The sequence below is a fragment of the Brevundimonas variabilis genome, assembly GCF_014199945.1.
Taxonomy (GTDB): domain Bacteria; phylum Pseudomonadota; class Alphaproteobacteria; order Caulobacterales; family Caulobacteraceae; genus Brevundimonas; species Brevundimonas variabilis.
Genome location: NZ_JACHOR010000003.1, coordinates 125,939 through 139,996, shown reverse-complemented (window position 1 = coordinate 139,996; position 14,058 = coordinate 125,939). Strand labels below are relative to the sequence as shown.

The following is a 14,058-nucleotide window of genomic DNA, read 5'->3' as shown; positions in this document are numbered from 1 at the left end:
GACTGAGGGGCGCCTGACCAACATCATGGACAGCCTGAAAGCGATTCTGTCCATGAGGCCCTGTCCGCCGGTGGGCCCGATCATGTGAGCCTTTTGCATGACTGGGATAGCGAGACCTTCACCACGGCCCGGGGTATGACGGGACCGGGCGGGTCCTGTTCCTTCGGACCTTGGACATTCAGCAATCTCCGACGCTGGATTGCCGAGTTGAAACAGGGTGCCCGGACGAAAACCTGCGCCCAGTTGCCTTGGAACCGAACGTCGCAGCGGGCTGATTTCCCGACCATCCAACCCATATCGTCCCAATGTCAAAGCGTCTCCACGTCCGCAACATGCGCCACGCAATCTCCTGCCGAGGGCGGGCATGAGACCCAGGCCTGACCCCGTCATGCCTGGCCAGGAGAGTGTCTGGGACTTCCCGCGGCCTGCGATCGCTCAGTTGACGACGGCGCGGGTGTTGATCACCCATGCGGGCACGATCGTGGCCGATACCCGCTCGGCCGTGCGAACGCTCGAGACCAGCCATCCTCCGAGCTACTACATCCCCACTTCCGACATTCCGGCGGGACGCATACGCCGGGCTGGCGGAGGTTCATTCTGCGAGTGGAAGGGGCAGGCCGTCTACTGGGACGTCGTCATCGGCGACCTCGTCCTGCCGCAGGTGGGCTGGAGCTATCCCCGGCCCACGCCACTGTTCGAGATCCTGAAGGATCACATTGCATTCTACGCCGGGCCCTTCGACCACTGCAGCGTCGATGGAGAGATCGCCGTGCCTCAGGCCGGGGGCTTCTACGGAGGCTGGATCACGCGGGGTTATGCCGGGCCATTCAAGGGCGGTCCCGGCACCCTGGGTTGGTGACGGGCAAGCCGAATCTCGCGCGTGTGGTTTGCCTTGATGGCCTCGGGTGGCGTCTAAGGAAGCCCTCCCAGCCGCCTTGACCTGCCCATGACAGCCAAACCCGCCATAACCCTTGGAATTGACTTCGGTACCACCAATACCGTCGTCGCCATGGCTGGACCCGATGGCGAGGTTGAGGTGATGCGGTTCGCTGCGCCCGATGGCGACCTCACCACGTTCCGCTCGACCCTGGGTTTCCAGCTGCACGAGGAGCGCGGTCGTCCACCGGAGCGGATCGTCGAAGCGGGGCCATGGGCGATCGACGCCTATGTCGAGGATCCTCTCGAAACGCGCTTCATTCAGTCGTTCAAGACCTTTGCCGCCAGTCCCGCCTTTACCGAGACGGTCATCGACAACCGGCGCTACGGCTTCGAAGATCTGTTGTCGTCGTTCCTGTTCCGGCTGCGTCATCACGGTGGCACAGCCATGGAGAGGCTGCCCGCGCGGGTGATCGTTGGTCGTCCCGTCAGTTTCGCCGGCGGGTCCGACGCGCGGCTCGCGCTGGAGCGATACCAGACCGCTTTCAGTCGTCTGGGTTTCACCGACATCCGCTACGCCTATGAGCCCGTCGGCGCGGCCTTCTTCTTCGCGCGCCAACTCGAGTGCGCGGCGACGGTCCTCGTCGCTGACTTCGGCGGCGGTACAAGCGACTTCTCGATCGTGCGGTTTGAACCCGGTCCGGACGGCCTGCGTTCGACGGCGCTGGCGCGCTCCGGAGTAGGCGTCGCCGGTGACGCCTTCGACTACCGCATTATCGACCGGCTGGTATCGCCTGAGCTTGGCAAGGGCAGCGAGTATCGCAGCTTCGACAAGATCCTGCCGATCCCGCAGCGCTATTTTGCTGCGTTTGCGCGATGGGACCAGTTGGCTCTGCTACGGGCCTCACGGGACATGAAGGACATCCGTGACATCGCAAAAACGGCGCTCGAGCCGGAGAAGCTGGCCAGGCTGATCGAGGTGCTCGACGACAATCACGGCTATCGGCTCTACCAGGCGATCTCCCGTCTGAAGATGGACCTTTCAGACGCCGCTGCTGCGACATTCGAATTCTCTGCGGGATCGATCCACATCCAGGCCAGGGTGGCCAGATCGGATTTCGAGGAATGGATATCCCCTGAACTGGCCGCGATCGAGCATGCTGTCGATGAAGCGGTCGAGCGATCGGGTCTGCGGGCGAGTGAGATCGACCGGATATTCCTGACGGGCGGCACCTCTTTCGTTCAGGCGGTCAGAGAGATCTTCCATCGACGCTTCGATCCCGGGCGGATCGAGACCGGCGGGGAGTTCGAGTCCATTGCGTCGGGTCTGGCACTGATCGGTCATGAGGCTGACCTCGACCTCTGGACCGAGCGACAAGCAGCGGGCGAGACTGCGGAAATCTGATCAGGTCAGGCTCCGGCCAACAATCCCTGCACAGCCAGCCCCTCAAGTCTCGGCTCGCGGACAGTCGGAACCGCCGGATAATCTGAGTTCATCCATAAAATTATTTTTACCTGTCGTTATGAAAATGTTTGACGACGGTGTCTTCGCGGCGCTTTTTGGTGCGCAAGCGCCAAGGATGGGCGTGCCGGGAAGATCGAGTTTCATGGTCCATTTCGCCGACAGATCAGACCGGATTGCCAGCGTGGCTCAAATCCGAGGCCAAGCGTGAAGCCCTCCCGCCGCGGCGTGCTGCATGGCTCAGCCGCCACCGCTGCTGTCCTTGTTCTCGTGCGCCCCGGTTCCGTCTCGGCCCAAGCGGCTTCGACCGTCGCTCCGCGTCGCACGCGCCTGGCGTTCGATTGGCGTTTCGCCCTCGGGCACGCCCAGGACCCCGCGCGCGACTTTGACTTCGGAATCGATCAACGGACCTATGCCAAGGCGGGAACCCGTGTGGCCACGGCGGCTGCTGCCGATTTCGACGACGACGGCTGGCAGGCTGTGCAGTTGCCGCACGATTGGGCCATCGACCTCCCGTTCGTCGACAACCCCAACCCGCCGCCCATGGGCGAAGACGATCCCAAGGCCGCGCATGGGTTCAAGCCGCTGGGACGTGAATTTCCTGAAACGAGCGTGGGCTGGTATCGCCGGTCGCTGGACCTGCCTGCCGATCTTGCCGGAAAGCGACTGTCGCTGGAGTTCGACGGTGCGTTTCGCGACGTTGTGGTGCTGCTGAACGGCTTCATCGTTCATGAGCACGAGGGTGGATACTCCCCGTTCCGGGTGGATATCACCGATGTCGCCACGCCGGGCGAGGCCAACATTCTGACGGTGCGTGTGGACGCCAGTCTGGGCGAGGGATGGTTCTACGAGGGAGCCGGGCTCTACCGCCATGTCTGGCTGGTGGTCACCGAGCCAGTGCATGTACCCCAGTGGGGCGTGACGGTGCGCCCGGAGCCGGTCGGCTCAGGTGCAAAGGCCTTCGTTTCGGTCGAGCTCAGCAACGAGGGAGAAACGGACGCCACCTGCGAGGTCGCGATGCGGGTCATCGATCCCGACGGCGTTGAGGTTGCCAAAGGCGGGGTGGCGACGACTCTGGCGGGCTGGAGCGAAGGGACGGTTGACACGACCCTGGCCTGGGACCGGGTCATGCTGTGGTCCACCACAACGCCGCGGCTGTATCGCCTGGTTACAGAGGTGCGGGTCGCGGGGCATCTGGTCGATCACTATGAACAGCCGTTTGGCGTGCGGACCGCTGTTTTTGATGCGGCACGTGGCTTCTTCCTCAACGGCCAGCATCTCAAGTTCCTGGGCGCCTGCTGCCATCAGGACCATGCCGGTGTGGGTGCGGCGATCCCGGACCGGCTCCAGGTCTGGCGGCTGGAGCAGCTCAAGGCCATGGGTTGCAACGCCTACCGCGCCTCACACAATCCACCGACACCGGAGCTGATGGATGCCTGCGATCAGCTGGGAATCCTGGTCATTACCGAGACCAGGAGGATGGCGTCGGACGACGCCGCCATGGCCGAGCTGGAGTCGCTCGTGCGGCGCGACCGCAACCGGCCCTCGGTCATTGCCTGGTCGATCGGCAATGAGGAACAGGCCATCCAGGGCACCGAGCGCGGTGCACGCATCGCCACGACCATGGTGAGGCGCATCAACCAGCTGGACCCGACCCGACCGACCACCGCAGCGCTGGATCAGAATTTCGGCGAAGGCGTCTCGTCGGTCGTGGACATCCTGGGCTTCAACTATCGCACACAGCTGATGGAGGGCTATCACGCCCGCGTGCCGGACCAGCCGATTCTGGGCTCGGAGACGGGCTCGACCGTCCAGACCCGGGGCGAATACATTCGCGACGACGCCCGACACATCGTTCCTGCCTATGATACCGAACATCCATGGTGGGCCTCCACCGCAGAGGACTGGTGGACCCTAGCGGCCGAGCGTCCCTATATCGCAGGCGGCTTCATCTGGACCGGCTTCGACTATCGTGGCGAGCCGACGCCGTTCAATCGCTGGCCCAGTGTCGCCTCCTATTTCGGGGCGATGGACAGCTGTGGCTTCCCAAAGGACAATTACTTCTACTACCGCGCCTGGTGGCGGCCGGAGCCAATGGTTCACCTGTTCCCCCACTGGAACTGGGAAGGTCGCGAGGGGGAAGCGATTCCTGTCTGGGTTCATGCCAATGTGGACCGGGTCGAGCTGTTTCTGAATGGAAGGTCGCTGGGGTCCAAGGACGTCCTGCCGAACCGCCATCTGGAATGGTTGGTCCCTTATGCCCCGGGCGTCATCGAAGCGCGGGGGTTCAAGGCTGGCCGTGCTCTGCCACCGGTGCGGCGAGAGACCAGCGGCCCCTCGGCGCGTATCGCTCTGACCAGCGACCGGACACGTCTGCGGGCCGACGGGGAGGACGTCGCCATGCTGAAGGTGGAAATCCTCGATCGGCAGGGACGACCGGTGCCCAGGGCCTCCGAGCAGATCACGTTCGAGGTTACAGGACCCGGCCGCGTCATCGGCGTCGGGAACGGCAATCCGGTCAGTCATGAGGCTGATCGCGCCTCGACCCGCCTGACCTTCAACGGCCTTTGCCAGGCCATCCTGCAGACAGAACAGCGTGCGGGCGAGATCGCCCTGACGGCTCGCGCGCCAGGCCTGCGACCGGCGATGTTGCGATTGCAGGCAAGCTGACGGTCGTCCAGGAGGCCTCCGATGAAAAGGGAGCGACCTGCCTTCTCGATGGCGTCTGATCACCGGCAAGGGTGTTCAGGCTGGAAAGGGCAGGGGCTCTGGGCCTGTCTGAGGCCCTAAGTCGCGCTCCATGTCGCTGACCTCACACGGCAAGGCGTTCTCGGTGGTGGTACGGTGAGACCGGCCGGTTATGTGGCGCAAACTCGGCGACCTAGCGTGACACGCCCCTTCGAACGGCCGTCCAGGCGAGAAGGAAGTTTCTACCCTCTGACCAGGTCTGCCCTTCGATCTGATCGCCGACCAGACACCCGGAGGTGTGATAGGCACCAGAGTCATCAAATGTCCGGAATGCGAAACATGCGCGGCCGCTGACCGCACTGGCGCGGCCCTTGTCGATTGCATGATCATAGAATGTGCCGGTGATCGACCCGTCGGACCCGACCGCGATGACCATGGGTTTCAGGTAGGCGGGGGCGTTCGGATCGGGACGCAAGTCAACAGTCCACTCCCCGGATACGGGAGAGCCCGTCTGTGCAAATGCTGGCATGGCGAAAGCCAGTCCGATCATCGTTGCGACCTTGAGCGTGCGCATGAGGGATCTCCAGAAAGAGGACTCAGTGATCTGAGACATGGATGTGTCAGCTCTCGGAGGAGCATAGAGCGGCGGCGAGGAGGTCATGCGACAAGCCCGTGCCCTGCCAGATCTCGCCAAAATCGACCTTTTCGTCGTTCACGAAGACGATGACCGCGCGACCCAGGCTGGGAGCGATGATGTTGCGGACCTGCGTGCCCGCGAAGTCGCCGCGACGTTCCACAAGATCGATCGGCGCACTGCAGCCCTTGAGCGGTGCCGAGAACGACCAGACACCAAGAGCCTGGTAGCCGAGTGCCGGCACGCCCGACCACAAGGTCGCGCGAGCTTCGGGAGACAGCAGTTCACCGGTCATCAATGCCCGGTCAAGTCTGGCCAGATCGCGCACGCTTCCCACCAGTGCGCCAGCAGCCCCCAGCGTGGCGACGTTGATCGCCGGGTAAGCCTTTCCGTCGGTATAGCCGACAACATCTGCCCCGCCTCCCTGCTCGCCGTCGGCAGCCATCCGGAGCGATTCAAGCCCGAGGGGACGAGCGATGCGTTGATCAATAAGCTGATCGTACCGCAGCCCCGTAACCACCTCCAGTAAGGCGCCCAGGACCTGGTAGTCGCAGTTGTTGTACTCGAACGCGCCACCCGAAACCCGTTTCGGTACACCCGCACAAAAACCCCGTGCTCGCTCGGCATCGCTGATCACGCTTCCGGTTTCGCGATAATAGGACTGCATGTCCTCCGCATCGCGAGGCGTGTCCGACGGATTGGGCAGGCCTGATTGATGCTGCAGGAGTTGGCGAACGGTTATCGGCCTGCCGGCGTAGGTATCGAGATAGGTCCCGACCGGCGTATCGAGTGCAAGCCGTCCGCGCTCGACCTCCTGCATGATCAGGATTGCAGTGACCTGTTTTGTAATCGACGCCCAGATCCAGCTTTGACCCTCGCGGTGGGGCGTGCCGCGATCCCGGTCCGCCAATCCGACAACCGCCTCCTGAATGTCGCCGCTTGTATCCACGATCGCAAAAGCGCCGCTGATGTTACCCGCCCGGGCAATCGCGACGACGGAAGCCATCGCATCACCGGCAACCGGAATGACTTTGTCTGGCATGGCGTGGGCGGGCACAGCGAAGGCAGCGAGTATTGCTGCCAGACCGAACTTCAGGACGGTGTTCATAGGTGGCTCCTTTGTGATTGCCCCTCATGGCCTTTCGGCATCCAGCCGTCGCGTGCCAGGCGACCAACGTTGTCTCCGGGCGACGAACGTTGCTTCCATGGCATGACCCATTCGGCAATCCTGCTATGTTGCCGTCGTGACAGACCCACATGAAGATCCTGAAGTCGCCAATGGAGTCACGAACCGGGAAGCGCTCGCTTCGATCGCCGGCTTCTGGATCATCTGGCTCTTTCTGGTGACAGCGCGAGCCGCAGCCATGGGATGGTCCGACCAGACCGGCATGCTGTTCCGTCGACTGTGTCTTGCAACTGTCGGGATTGCTCTCGCGTGGAGCGTTCACCTGGTCCTCGCCCGATTTACCGGGCGCCAGTTGACGGCGAGGGCCACCATCGCCTTCGTGCTCTGCGTTCCGGCAACGGCCGCATTCGCAGTCCTGAACACTCTGGTGTTCTATGACTGGTTCCCTGTTCCGTCCGTAGCAGATGATCTGGCGCGGTGGGATTACCCATCAGTGATCAAGACGGCCATCGCGGATGGTCTTGTGACCTGGTACTTTTTCTTTGCAGCCTGGGCGGCATTTTATCTTGCCCTTGGTCATGTCTCAGAAGTGCGTGTTGCTGAACGCGCAACGGCACGCGCCAAGCTGAATGCGCAGGAAGCCCGTCTTGCGATGCTGCGACTGCAGGTCGATCCTCATTTCCTGTTCAACGCCATGAATGCCCTGTCCTCCCTGGTCGCGCGCCAGCAGATCAAGCCCGCGGGCGCAATGATACGGGATCTGTCGGACTTCTTCCGGGCTGGTCTCGTCATTGACCCGGCGGCGGACATCACGCTCGGCGAAGAGATCGAGCTCCAGCGACTGTATCTTGCTGTCGAGCGCGCCCGATTTGGAGACCGGCTGGACGTTACGTTCGACGTCCCGGATCAGTTTTTGAACGTCCGGGTGCCCGCCCTATTGATCCAGCCCCTCATCGAAAATGCGATCAAGCATGGTCTTGGTGCAACAAGCGCACCGGTGCGGATCACCGTGAAAACCGAGTGCCGGGACAATCGTCTGCTTATCTCGGTCGCAAACGACACTGACGGTGGATATCCGCTGCCATCAGCAGAGCGTCCCTCGACGGGGGTTGGGTTGAGCAACGTTCGTGCCCGCGTGGAAACAAGATTTGGGTCGGGAGCAACGCTTGATGCGCGCGCCCGCAAGGGTGGGTGGATGAGCGAAATCATAATCCCAATGGCAGGTCTGTCGGTCCGTGGCTGATTCGCGACTGACGTGTGTTCTGGCTGACGACGAACCGCCCGCGCGTGAACTCCTCCGGTTTCTATGCGAGGCGCAGGACGTCTCCGTGATTGGCGAGGCAGAGGACGGCCGTATTGCGCTCGCGTTACTTGAGAGGCTGAAGCCTGATTTCGTGATGCTGGACATCACCATGCCCGTCATGGATGGAATGACCGTTGCGAGGCGGCTTTTCGATCGCCCACAAGCGCCAGCCATCGTCTTTACGACCGCGTTCTCACAATATGCCGTCTCAGCATTCGACGTCGCGGCGGTCGATTATCTCCTCAAGCCCATCGATCCCTCACGCTTTGCCGTCGCCGTCGAGCGGGTGAGGATCGGCCTGGGCGTGAACAACGGGAAGCCGATTGATTGTCTCTGGGTGCCGAACCGCTCCGATTTGCTACGCATCGAGATCACTGCGATCGAGCGCATTGAAGCCGAGAAAGACTATGTGCGCATTCACGTCCCAGGTCGGTCCTATCTCCTGAGAGAAACAATGGATGGGCTTCAAGATCGCTTGCCCCGACCTGATTTCTTGCGTTTGCACCGGTCGACGATCGTTCGCCGGCATCTCATGACAGGGGTCCACCACGAGGGCAGCGGAGTGTGGAGCGCCATCATGAAAGACGGGACTCTGCAAAGGATCGGGCGAAGCTACCTCAACGATGTTCGAGCCGGAATCATCGGTCCAGACTGATCGCCATCGAGGGCGCAGCGTGCTCTGTCCTTCAGCGCCTCAAGACCTGCGGATCGCGGCCACCGATCTTGTCGACTTAGGGGCGGATACGCTACTCAGAATAGTGATGATGCATGCCTGGTGATCGCGCATGGCTATCTCCGATATGCGGTTTTAACAGGTCATGCTTTCCGTTACAGCCGGCATCCAACCTCCGGTAAAGAGTGACTTATGGTAGAGCCGAAGCGGAGGCCCACGGTCCAGCCCCATCGCAAACCTGCCGGTTTGTTTGCAGCGCTGGCAACATTCTTTCGGGATATGCGCTTGCTCGGACGCCAGATAGCTGGCCTTCGCGCGGAGCTGGAAGAACACCGCCGAGAGACCCGCCTGATGCTCGGGGCGCTCGCTCTGCCGGACCGCGCGCTGTGGCTGTCAAAGCCAGAGATGGTCGCCGGTGCGCCGGCGTCCAGCGCCTTTCCTGCATCCGTTGTCTGCCGTCAGGAAAGCTTCGATGCACCCTATTTTGCCTATTGGACGGCGCGGTTGGGGGAGGGGCTCCGGTATCATCGCAAACTCTGGGAATTCGTCTTCCTGTGTCAGGCTTTCTGGGAACGCGGGGTGTTGAGGGAAGGGGCCCGGGGCCTCGGGTTCGGTGTCGGGACAGAGCCGCTGAGCGCCTATTTCGCTTCACAGGAATGCCGGATCGTCGCGACCGACATGAACGTCGAGGACGCCCTGAGGAGCGGCTGGACCGACGAGAGGCAGCATGCGGCTGGCCGCGAGGCGCTTCGGCGGACTGCCATCTGCGCTGACAGCCTGTTCGACAGGAATGTGATGTTTCGCGAATGCGACATGAACCACATCCACGAGGACCTGGTTGATTTCGACTTCTGCTGGTCAGCCTGCGCCCTTGAGCATCTGGGATCGATCGAAAAAGGTCTCGCCTTTATCGAGAACTCGGTCAGATGCCTGAAGCCGCGGGGCTGGGCGATCCATACGACGGAGTTCAACCTCAGTTCCGACGAGGGGACTGTTGACCATTTTGGAACCGTGCTCTTCCGCAAGCAGGACATGGTTGCCCTTGCAGCCCGCTTGCGGGCTGATGGTCATCACGTGGCAGAATTCGACTTCGATCCCGGCAGCCTGCCGATCGACGACTACATAGACCTGCCCCCGTATCGGGATCACCCGCATCTCAAGATGGCGCTTATGGGCTACGCCACGACGTCAATCGGCATCATCATTCAGCGGGGGCGGCATGGATGTGACCCCGAGGTCTGAACGGTAAGCCCCTGAACGGGCCGCTGGAGCCGGGATCAGTCAATACGCCTTGCCACATCGGGATCGCTGAGCGACGCGATCACCTCGAGATAGAAGGCGTTTTCTGCTTCGCCCTCATCGGCCCAGACCCTCGGATGGCTCGGCCTCAAGCTGGATAACCGGTAAACCTGCTGCAACACCCGACCCTGGGCGCAAAGGCCTTCTATGCGCTCCAGTCTCACACCCGCTCGGGCCTTGATCAGCGTCTTTCGCGTTTTCATCCGTGCAAACTTGCACAAGAAGTTAACGCTTTGACGTCGATGGCCTCCAGGTCGTGAAATGCCTCGCTTTGCTGCTGGCACCCTTGTCGCCATCAGACCTTGAGATCAGACCGCCGGACACGCCCGAGCGCAGACCTGCTGAAAGGCCGTCAGGGTCGGGACCCCATGCCACGCAGCGCTGTGCCGCAAACTTCTCCAGAAGCTAGGTGCGTTTCATCAGCACGGAGCCGACAGGTATGTCTCCCGGCATTCCGTTGACCCTCGCGAGCGCGGTGCCGCTCAGACCCAGATCCGTGACGGTTGAGAAGGTAAAGACCATCGTTCCCTCGCCTGACCTTGAAGGCGCGCTTATGACCAGTTCGCCGTCCTTGATTTCACACGGTGCAGAGCGGGCTTGAACATGACATGGAAGGGTGCCGTCAGGCTGAGCAGAGATGGTCAGGGGAAGCTCGGGGCGCCCCCCACTGCTGGACTCCACCCGCACGTCCGCCCCGCCTCCGGCTGAGGGTGTGAACGTGACGGTCCAGTTCCCGACGACGCCGCGGGAAACGACTTCAGTCAAGGTTTGCGCAGACGCCGAGGCATTTATCGCGATTGCCGACGAGAACGCCGCGGCGGCGAAGGCGAGCGATCTGAACATCTATGACCCTTACGCAAGACGAGGCTCAAACAACATCGCCTCACACCTGACACGTCAACGCGGCGCAGGATTGCAATACCGTATGGGGCCCCGGGCGCTCCAGGCCTGGCGCGAACCAACGAGTTGGCGTCGCAGCCCGATCCGGAAGGCGGGCGCACGGCGCTTGGAATGGGCGTCCCTGACTTCCGCCATGGGTGCGTGCTGACTTGACGTGACGGCTGCCTGTCAGGGGATCAGCCGGTCGGCCCGCATCTGTGCAAACAGTTCGAAGAATGCGTCGTCCGTCGGCTGGTATTCGGTGAAGCCGAAACGGCGGCTCTTGCCCATGTCTGTGACCACCTCGATGGGCCGACCGAGATCGGCGTCAGTGTGCCAGGGCGAAGCCATTCGAGTCAGATCGGGCTCGGCAAGACCCTCGCGTTCGGCCAGGGCCCGCCATAATGGCTGATCATCCTTCATTTGCACGCCAAGCGGCAGAACCGAGCCGTCGAAAGGCGCGGGATCCAGACCGAACCAGTCGGCGATCCGTCCCCACATCCATTTCCAGCGGAAGACGTCGCCGTTGACGATGTTGAAGGCCTGATTGGCAGCAGCCGGAGTCTTCTCGGCCCAGACCATATGCCTTGCCAGCTGGCTGGCGCTGGTCATATCCGTCAGGCCTTCCCATTGAGCCAACGATCCTGGAAAGCGGAACGGCCGCCCAACCTCCCGGCAAAGGCTCGCATAGGCAGCCAGGGTCGAGCCCATGTTCATGGCGTTACCGACGGCCTTGCCGATGATGGTGTGAGGACGGTGGACGCTCCAGCTGAACCCGTCGCTCTGGGAGGCCGAGATGACTTCATCCTCCTGAGCGTAGTAGAAGTTGTCGACGTCCAGGCGGGGCTGCGTATCGCGAAAGGGTGTCTGCGGCAGGACCCCCTGCCCATAGGCTTCGAACGGGCCGAGATAGTGTTTCAGCCCGGTCACCAGGGCCACATGACGGACCGAAGCGTCTCCCCTGACGGCGTCCAGCACATTTCGCACCATGGCAGCGTTGACGCGGATGTTTTCGGCTTCCGTCGCCTGACGCGCCCAGGTGGTGAAGAACACGGCGTCGGGTCGGGTGCCCGTCAAAGCACTACGGATCGCATCGGCATCCTGCAGGTTGGCTGCAATGGGGGTGATGCCGTGCTGTTCGACCGGACGTCGTGCAAGGCCCAGCACGCGCCAACCTTGAGCGACCAGCTCGGCACCGGCGGCACTGCCGGCAATCCCCGTCGATCCGACCACCAGGGCTGTTTTCGTCATCATGAGTTCCTGATGTTTGCGATGCGCGTTTTCTTCGGCATCGGCCATGTCGATCTGTCAAAAAGAATGCTGCGCAAGACGCGCCGCTCAGAGGAATGTTTCGATGAAACAAGCCATAACGCCGTCCTGCTAGCGCTCCATGTAGATAGGAAGCGATCGACGGGCAGCCAAGGCTTCATCCTTGCATCAGTCGGCCAACGGCAGTGCGGACATCAGCCTTGCTTTGGAAAACGGGAGCAAATAAATCTTCGGTACTGTGCGGGTCAGGTTTCGTGCGGCCTTTTCTAGGCCATCGAATAGACAGGACCAGCAGAACCTGAGATGTCTCTAATTCAGTAATCGTTGGTGGATCTTTGTCTGCCATTCTCGGGATTTTAGCAATGCTACAATCCCGAATGCGTATCGACGCCAGTGTCGTCCACGACATGTGGGCAAGAGATAAAAATCATACTCTCATCAAGAAGGGGCTGTAGATGTTTGTTGGATTGGCGGTGCTGGCATTCGCGTTTCAAGAGCTTGAGCGTGAGCGTCTCGTTTCGCACGATATATACTGCGCAGCGGTGAGCATCGTGGTAACTGAAGAGATCCAAAGTCGGCCGGTCCCAGACCCTGCTGCTGAGGCAGGTATGATGGCGATGACCCTCTTCTTCCTTGGCCGCGTAGGCGGGGCACTTCCCAACCAGGACGCAGCGGACAGCGTGATCACCATGGCGCAGGGGATCGAGCGCGAAACCCTGGCTGCCTCAGACATTGCGGACTGTGGGCGTTATTTCGGCAACCAAGTCCAGTCGCTGATGCAACAGGCTCAGGCGCAGGGGCGGCCTTTGAAATAAACAGGAGGTCAGCAGATCAGTGGACTGAGACGTACGTCAGCAGAACATGGCCTGACGGTACCCTTTGAAGTCGGTCAAGCGGTCGATCTCAGGCCTCGCCGTCCGCCAAGGCGCGAAGGACGTCCGGCTGTTCGATGCGGACTTCGCTCAGAGAAATCAGCCGGATCACGCCCTGGGTTTTCAACCGGGTAAAAACTCGGCTGACGGTCTCGATGGTCAGGCCCAGATAATCAGCGATTTCCGCACGCGTCATCGGCAGGTGAACCCGTTCCTGGGGGCCCGGCCGCGCCGGATCCTGGGTCGGCATTTCAAGGAGGAAGGTCGACACCCTTTCCAGCGCCGTTTTCCGCCCGAGGAGCAACATCTGGTTTTGCGCTGCGACAAGCTCGTGGTTGGCGCGGTCCAGCAGGGCCGTCTCCAGCGCAGGTGTCTCGCGGATCAGTGTCCGGTAGTCGCTCTTGCGAAACCGGCAGGCGGTAACCGGCTCAATCGCTTCAGCGGAAAAGACGTAGGTGTCTCCGGTCGCAAGTCCCAGAAAGTCGCCGGCGAACAGAAAGCCGGTGATCTGACGGCGACCGTCAGACAGGAGCCTGTAAACACGGACCGAACCCGAGGTGATGTTGAACACATGGCTCGCTGCCTCATCCGCCTGGATCAAGGTCTCGCCGGACTGCAAGTCAAGATGCTCGGCCAGCGCATCGAGACGGCTGAGATCGGCGTCATCGATGCTGGCGCAGACGCTCAGGGGACGGGCACCACAGGTATCACAGGCATTGCTGCGCCGACGGTTTGCACAACCGGTCGGGAGAACCTTCAGCTCAAGCATACTGTGCTGCTCCTTGGCGGCCAGCCCTTGACGTATGGCTGTCGGGTTTGAGCGAGATCAATGCGATCGAACCTGTCTGGGCCAGAATCTACCCAAAGGCCATTCCTGTGAAGCCTGTGGCGTCGAAGCGTCTGCTGGCACGAGTGGTGCGGACCCTTGCGAACCGTCTGTTTCCTGCTCACGCCCGCCGAGACCCGCACAGCGGCCG

Annotated in this window: 14 protein-coding genes; 7 read left to right on the top strand and 7 right to left on the bottom strand. The window is 61.8% G+C overall.

The window, feature by feature from the left end:
- Positions 1–364 precede the first annotated feature (364 nt).
- Together GGR13_RS09380 and GGR13_RS09375 are read left to right on the top strand one after the other, a co-directional pair.
- The gene (locus tag GGR13_RS09380) at positions 365–859 is read left to right on the top strand and encodes a DUF427 domain-containing protein (RefSeq protein ID WP_183213273.1); all 495 of its coding nucleotides are present in this window, start codon (positions 365–367) and stop codon (positions 857–859) included.
- Between the two features lie 87 nt (positions 860–946).
- Complete coding sequence (locus GGR13_RS09375) at positions 947–2,281, top strand: Hsp70 family protein (RefSeq protein ID WP_183213272.1); 1,335 nt, start codon at positions 947–949, stop codon at positions 2,279–2,281.
- A gap of 42 nt (positions 2,282–2,323) precedes the next feature.
- Here the strand turns inward: GGR13_RS09375 and GGR13_RS09370 are convergent, their stop codons facing one another.
- Positions 2,324–2,485: a hypothetical protein gene (locus GGR13_RS09370; protein ID WP_183213271.1), complete on the bottom strand. Its 162-nt coding sequence runs from the start codon at positions 2,483–2,485 to the stop codon at positions 2,324–2,326.
- A 60-nt stretch (positions 2,486–2,545) separates the two neighbouring features.
- Here GGR13_RS09370 and galA point away from each other — a divergent pair, with 60 nt between their 5' ends.
- Entirely contained in the window at positions 2,546–5,008 is a 2,463-nt protein-coding gene (gene galA, locus GGR13_RS09365) for a beta-galactosidase GalA (protein WP_183213270.1), read from the top strand.
- 211 nt (positions 5,009–5,219) lie between these two features.
- On the opposite strand, the gene GGR13_RS09360 is transcribed toward galA, so the two are convergent.
- Both GGR13_RS09360 and GGR13_RS09355 read right to left on the bottom strand, forming a co-directional pair.
- Complete coding sequence (locus GGR13_RS09360; protein ID WP_183213269.1) at positions 5,220–5,600, bottom strand: DUF2147 domain-containing protein; 381 nt, start codon at positions 5,598–5,600, stop codon at positions 5,220–5,222.
- Positions 5,601–5,646: 46 nt separating this feature from the next.
- Positions 5,647–6,768 (bottom strand): serine hydrolase domain-containing protein, encoded by a 1,122-nt coding sequence (locus GGR13_RS09355; protein ID WP_183213268.1) that lies wholly within the window; start codon positions 6,766–6,768, stop codon positions 5,647–5,649.
- Positions 6,769–7,024: 256 nt separating this feature from the next.
- Between GGR13_RS09355 and GGR13_RS09350 the strand changes: the two genes are divergently transcribed.
- The 3 genes from GGR13_RS09350 to GGR13_RS09340 all read left to right on the top strand — a co-directional run bounded on the left by GGR13_RS09350 (position 7,025) and on the right by GGR13_RS09340 (position 10,004).
- Entirely contained in the window at positions 7,025–8,029 is a 1,005-nt protein-coding gene (locus tag GGR13_RS09350; protein ID WP_183213267.1) for a sensor histidine kinase, read from the top strand.
- Positions 8,022–8,744, top strand: coding sequence for a LytR/AlgR family response regulator transcription factor (locus GGR13_RS09345; RefSeq protein WP_221230590.1), 723 nt, complete (start codon positions 8,022–8,024; stop codon positions 8,742–8,744). Before GGR13_RS09350 ends, GGR13_RS09345 begins: the two co-directional genes overlap by 8 nt.
- A 303-nt stretch (positions 8,745–9,047) precedes the next feature.
- Complete coding sequence (locus tag GGR13_RS09340; protein WP_183213266.1) at positions 9,048–10,004, top strand: class I SAM-dependent methyltransferase; 957 nt, start codon at positions 9,048–9,050, stop codon at positions 10,002–10,004.
- Positions 10,005–10,466: 462 nt separating this feature from the next.
- On the opposite strand, the gene GGR13_RS09335 is transcribed toward GGR13_RS09340, so the two are convergent.
- The 3 genes from GGR13_RS09335 to GGR13_RS09325 form a co-directional block, all read right to left on the bottom strand.
- Complete coding sequence (locus tag GGR13_RS09335; RefSeq protein WP_183213265.1) at positions 10,467–10,904, bottom strand: hypothetical protein; 438 nt, start codon at positions 10,902–10,904, stop codon at positions 10,467–10,469.
- Between the two features lie 225 nt (positions 10,905–11,129).
- Complete coding sequence (locus tag GGR13_RS09330) at positions 11,130–12,239, bottom strand: SDR family oxidoreductase (protein WP_246347783.1); 1,110 nt, start codon at positions 12,237–12,239, stop codon at positions 11,130–11,132.
- Positions 12,240–12,366: 127 nt separating this feature from the next.
- Positions 12,367–12,555, bottom strand: coding sequence for a hypothetical protein (locus GGR13_RS09325; RefSeq protein ID WP_183213264.1), 189 nt, complete (start codon positions 12,553–12,555; stop codon positions 12,367–12,369).
- Positions 12,556–12,664: 109 nt separating this feature from the next.
- Here GGR13_RS09325 and GGR13_RS09320 point away from each other — a divergent pair, with 109 nt between their 5' ends.
- Complete coding sequence (locus tag GGR13_RS09320) at positions 12,665–13,024, top strand: hypothetical protein (RefSeq protein ID WP_183213263.1); 360 nt, start codon at positions 12,665–12,667, stop codon at positions 13,022–13,024.
- Positions 13,025–13,112: 88 nt separating this feature from the next.
- Here GGR13_RS09320 and GGR13_RS09315 read toward each other — a convergent pair whose 3' ends face one another.
- Positions 13,113–13,850, bottom strand: coding sequence for a helix-turn-helix domain-containing protein (locus tag GGR13_RS09315; protein WP_183213262.1), 738 nt, complete (start codon positions 13,848–13,850; stop codon positions 13,113–13,115).
- Positions 13,851–14,058 lie beyond the last annotated feature (208 nt).

What these genes read in the sequence shown, in the direction of transcription:
- GGR13_RS09380 (WP_183213273.1), top strand. Translation starts at nt 365, where the DNA reads ATGAGACCCAGGCCTGACCCCGTCATGCCTGGCCAGGAGAGTGTCTGG.
- GGR13_RS09375 (WP_183213272.1), top strand. Translation starts at nt 947, where the DNA reads ATGACAGCCAAACCCGCCATAACCCTTGGAATTGACTTCGGTACCACC.
- GGR13_RS09370 (WP_183213271.1), bottom strand. Translation starts at nt 2,485, where the DNA reads ATGAAACTCGATCTTCCCGGCACGCCCATCCTTGGCGCTTGCGCACCA.
- GGR13_RS09360 (WP_183213269.1), bottom strand. Translation starts at nt 5,600, where the DNA reads ATGCGCACGCTCAAGGTCGCAACGATGATCGGACTGGCTTTCGCCATG.
- GGR13_RS09355 (WP_183213268.1), bottom strand. Translation starts at nt 6,768, where the DNA reads ATGAACACCGTCCTGAAGTTCGGTCTGGCAGCAATACTCGCTGCCTTC.
- GGR13_RS09350 (WP_183213267.1), top strand. Translation starts at nt 7,025, where the DNA reads ATGGGATGGTCCGACCAGACCGGCATGCTGTTCCGTCGACTGTGTCTT.
- GGR13_RS09335 (WP_183213265.1), bottom strand. Translation starts at nt 10,904, where the DNA reads ATGTTCAGATCGCTCGCCTTCGCCGCCGCGGCGTTCTCGTCGGCAATC.
- GGR13_RS09330 (WP_246347783.1), bottom strand. Translation starts at nt 12,239, where the DNA reads ATGGCCGATGCCGAAGAAAACGCGCATCGCAAACATCAGGAACTCATG.
- GGR13_RS09325 (WP_183213264.1), bottom strand. Translation starts at nt 12,555, where the DNA reads ATGGCAGACAAAGATCCACCAACGATTACTGAATTAGAGACATCTCAG.
- GGR13_RS09320 (WP_183213263.1), top strand. Translation starts at nt 12,665, where the DNA reads ATGTTTGTTGGATTGGCGGTGCTGGCATTCGCGTTTCAAGAGCTTGAG.
- GGR13_RS09315 (WP_183213262.1), bottom strand. Translation starts at nt 13,850, where the DNA reads ATGCTTGAGCTGAAGGTTCTCCCGACCGGTTGTGCAAACCGTCGGCGC.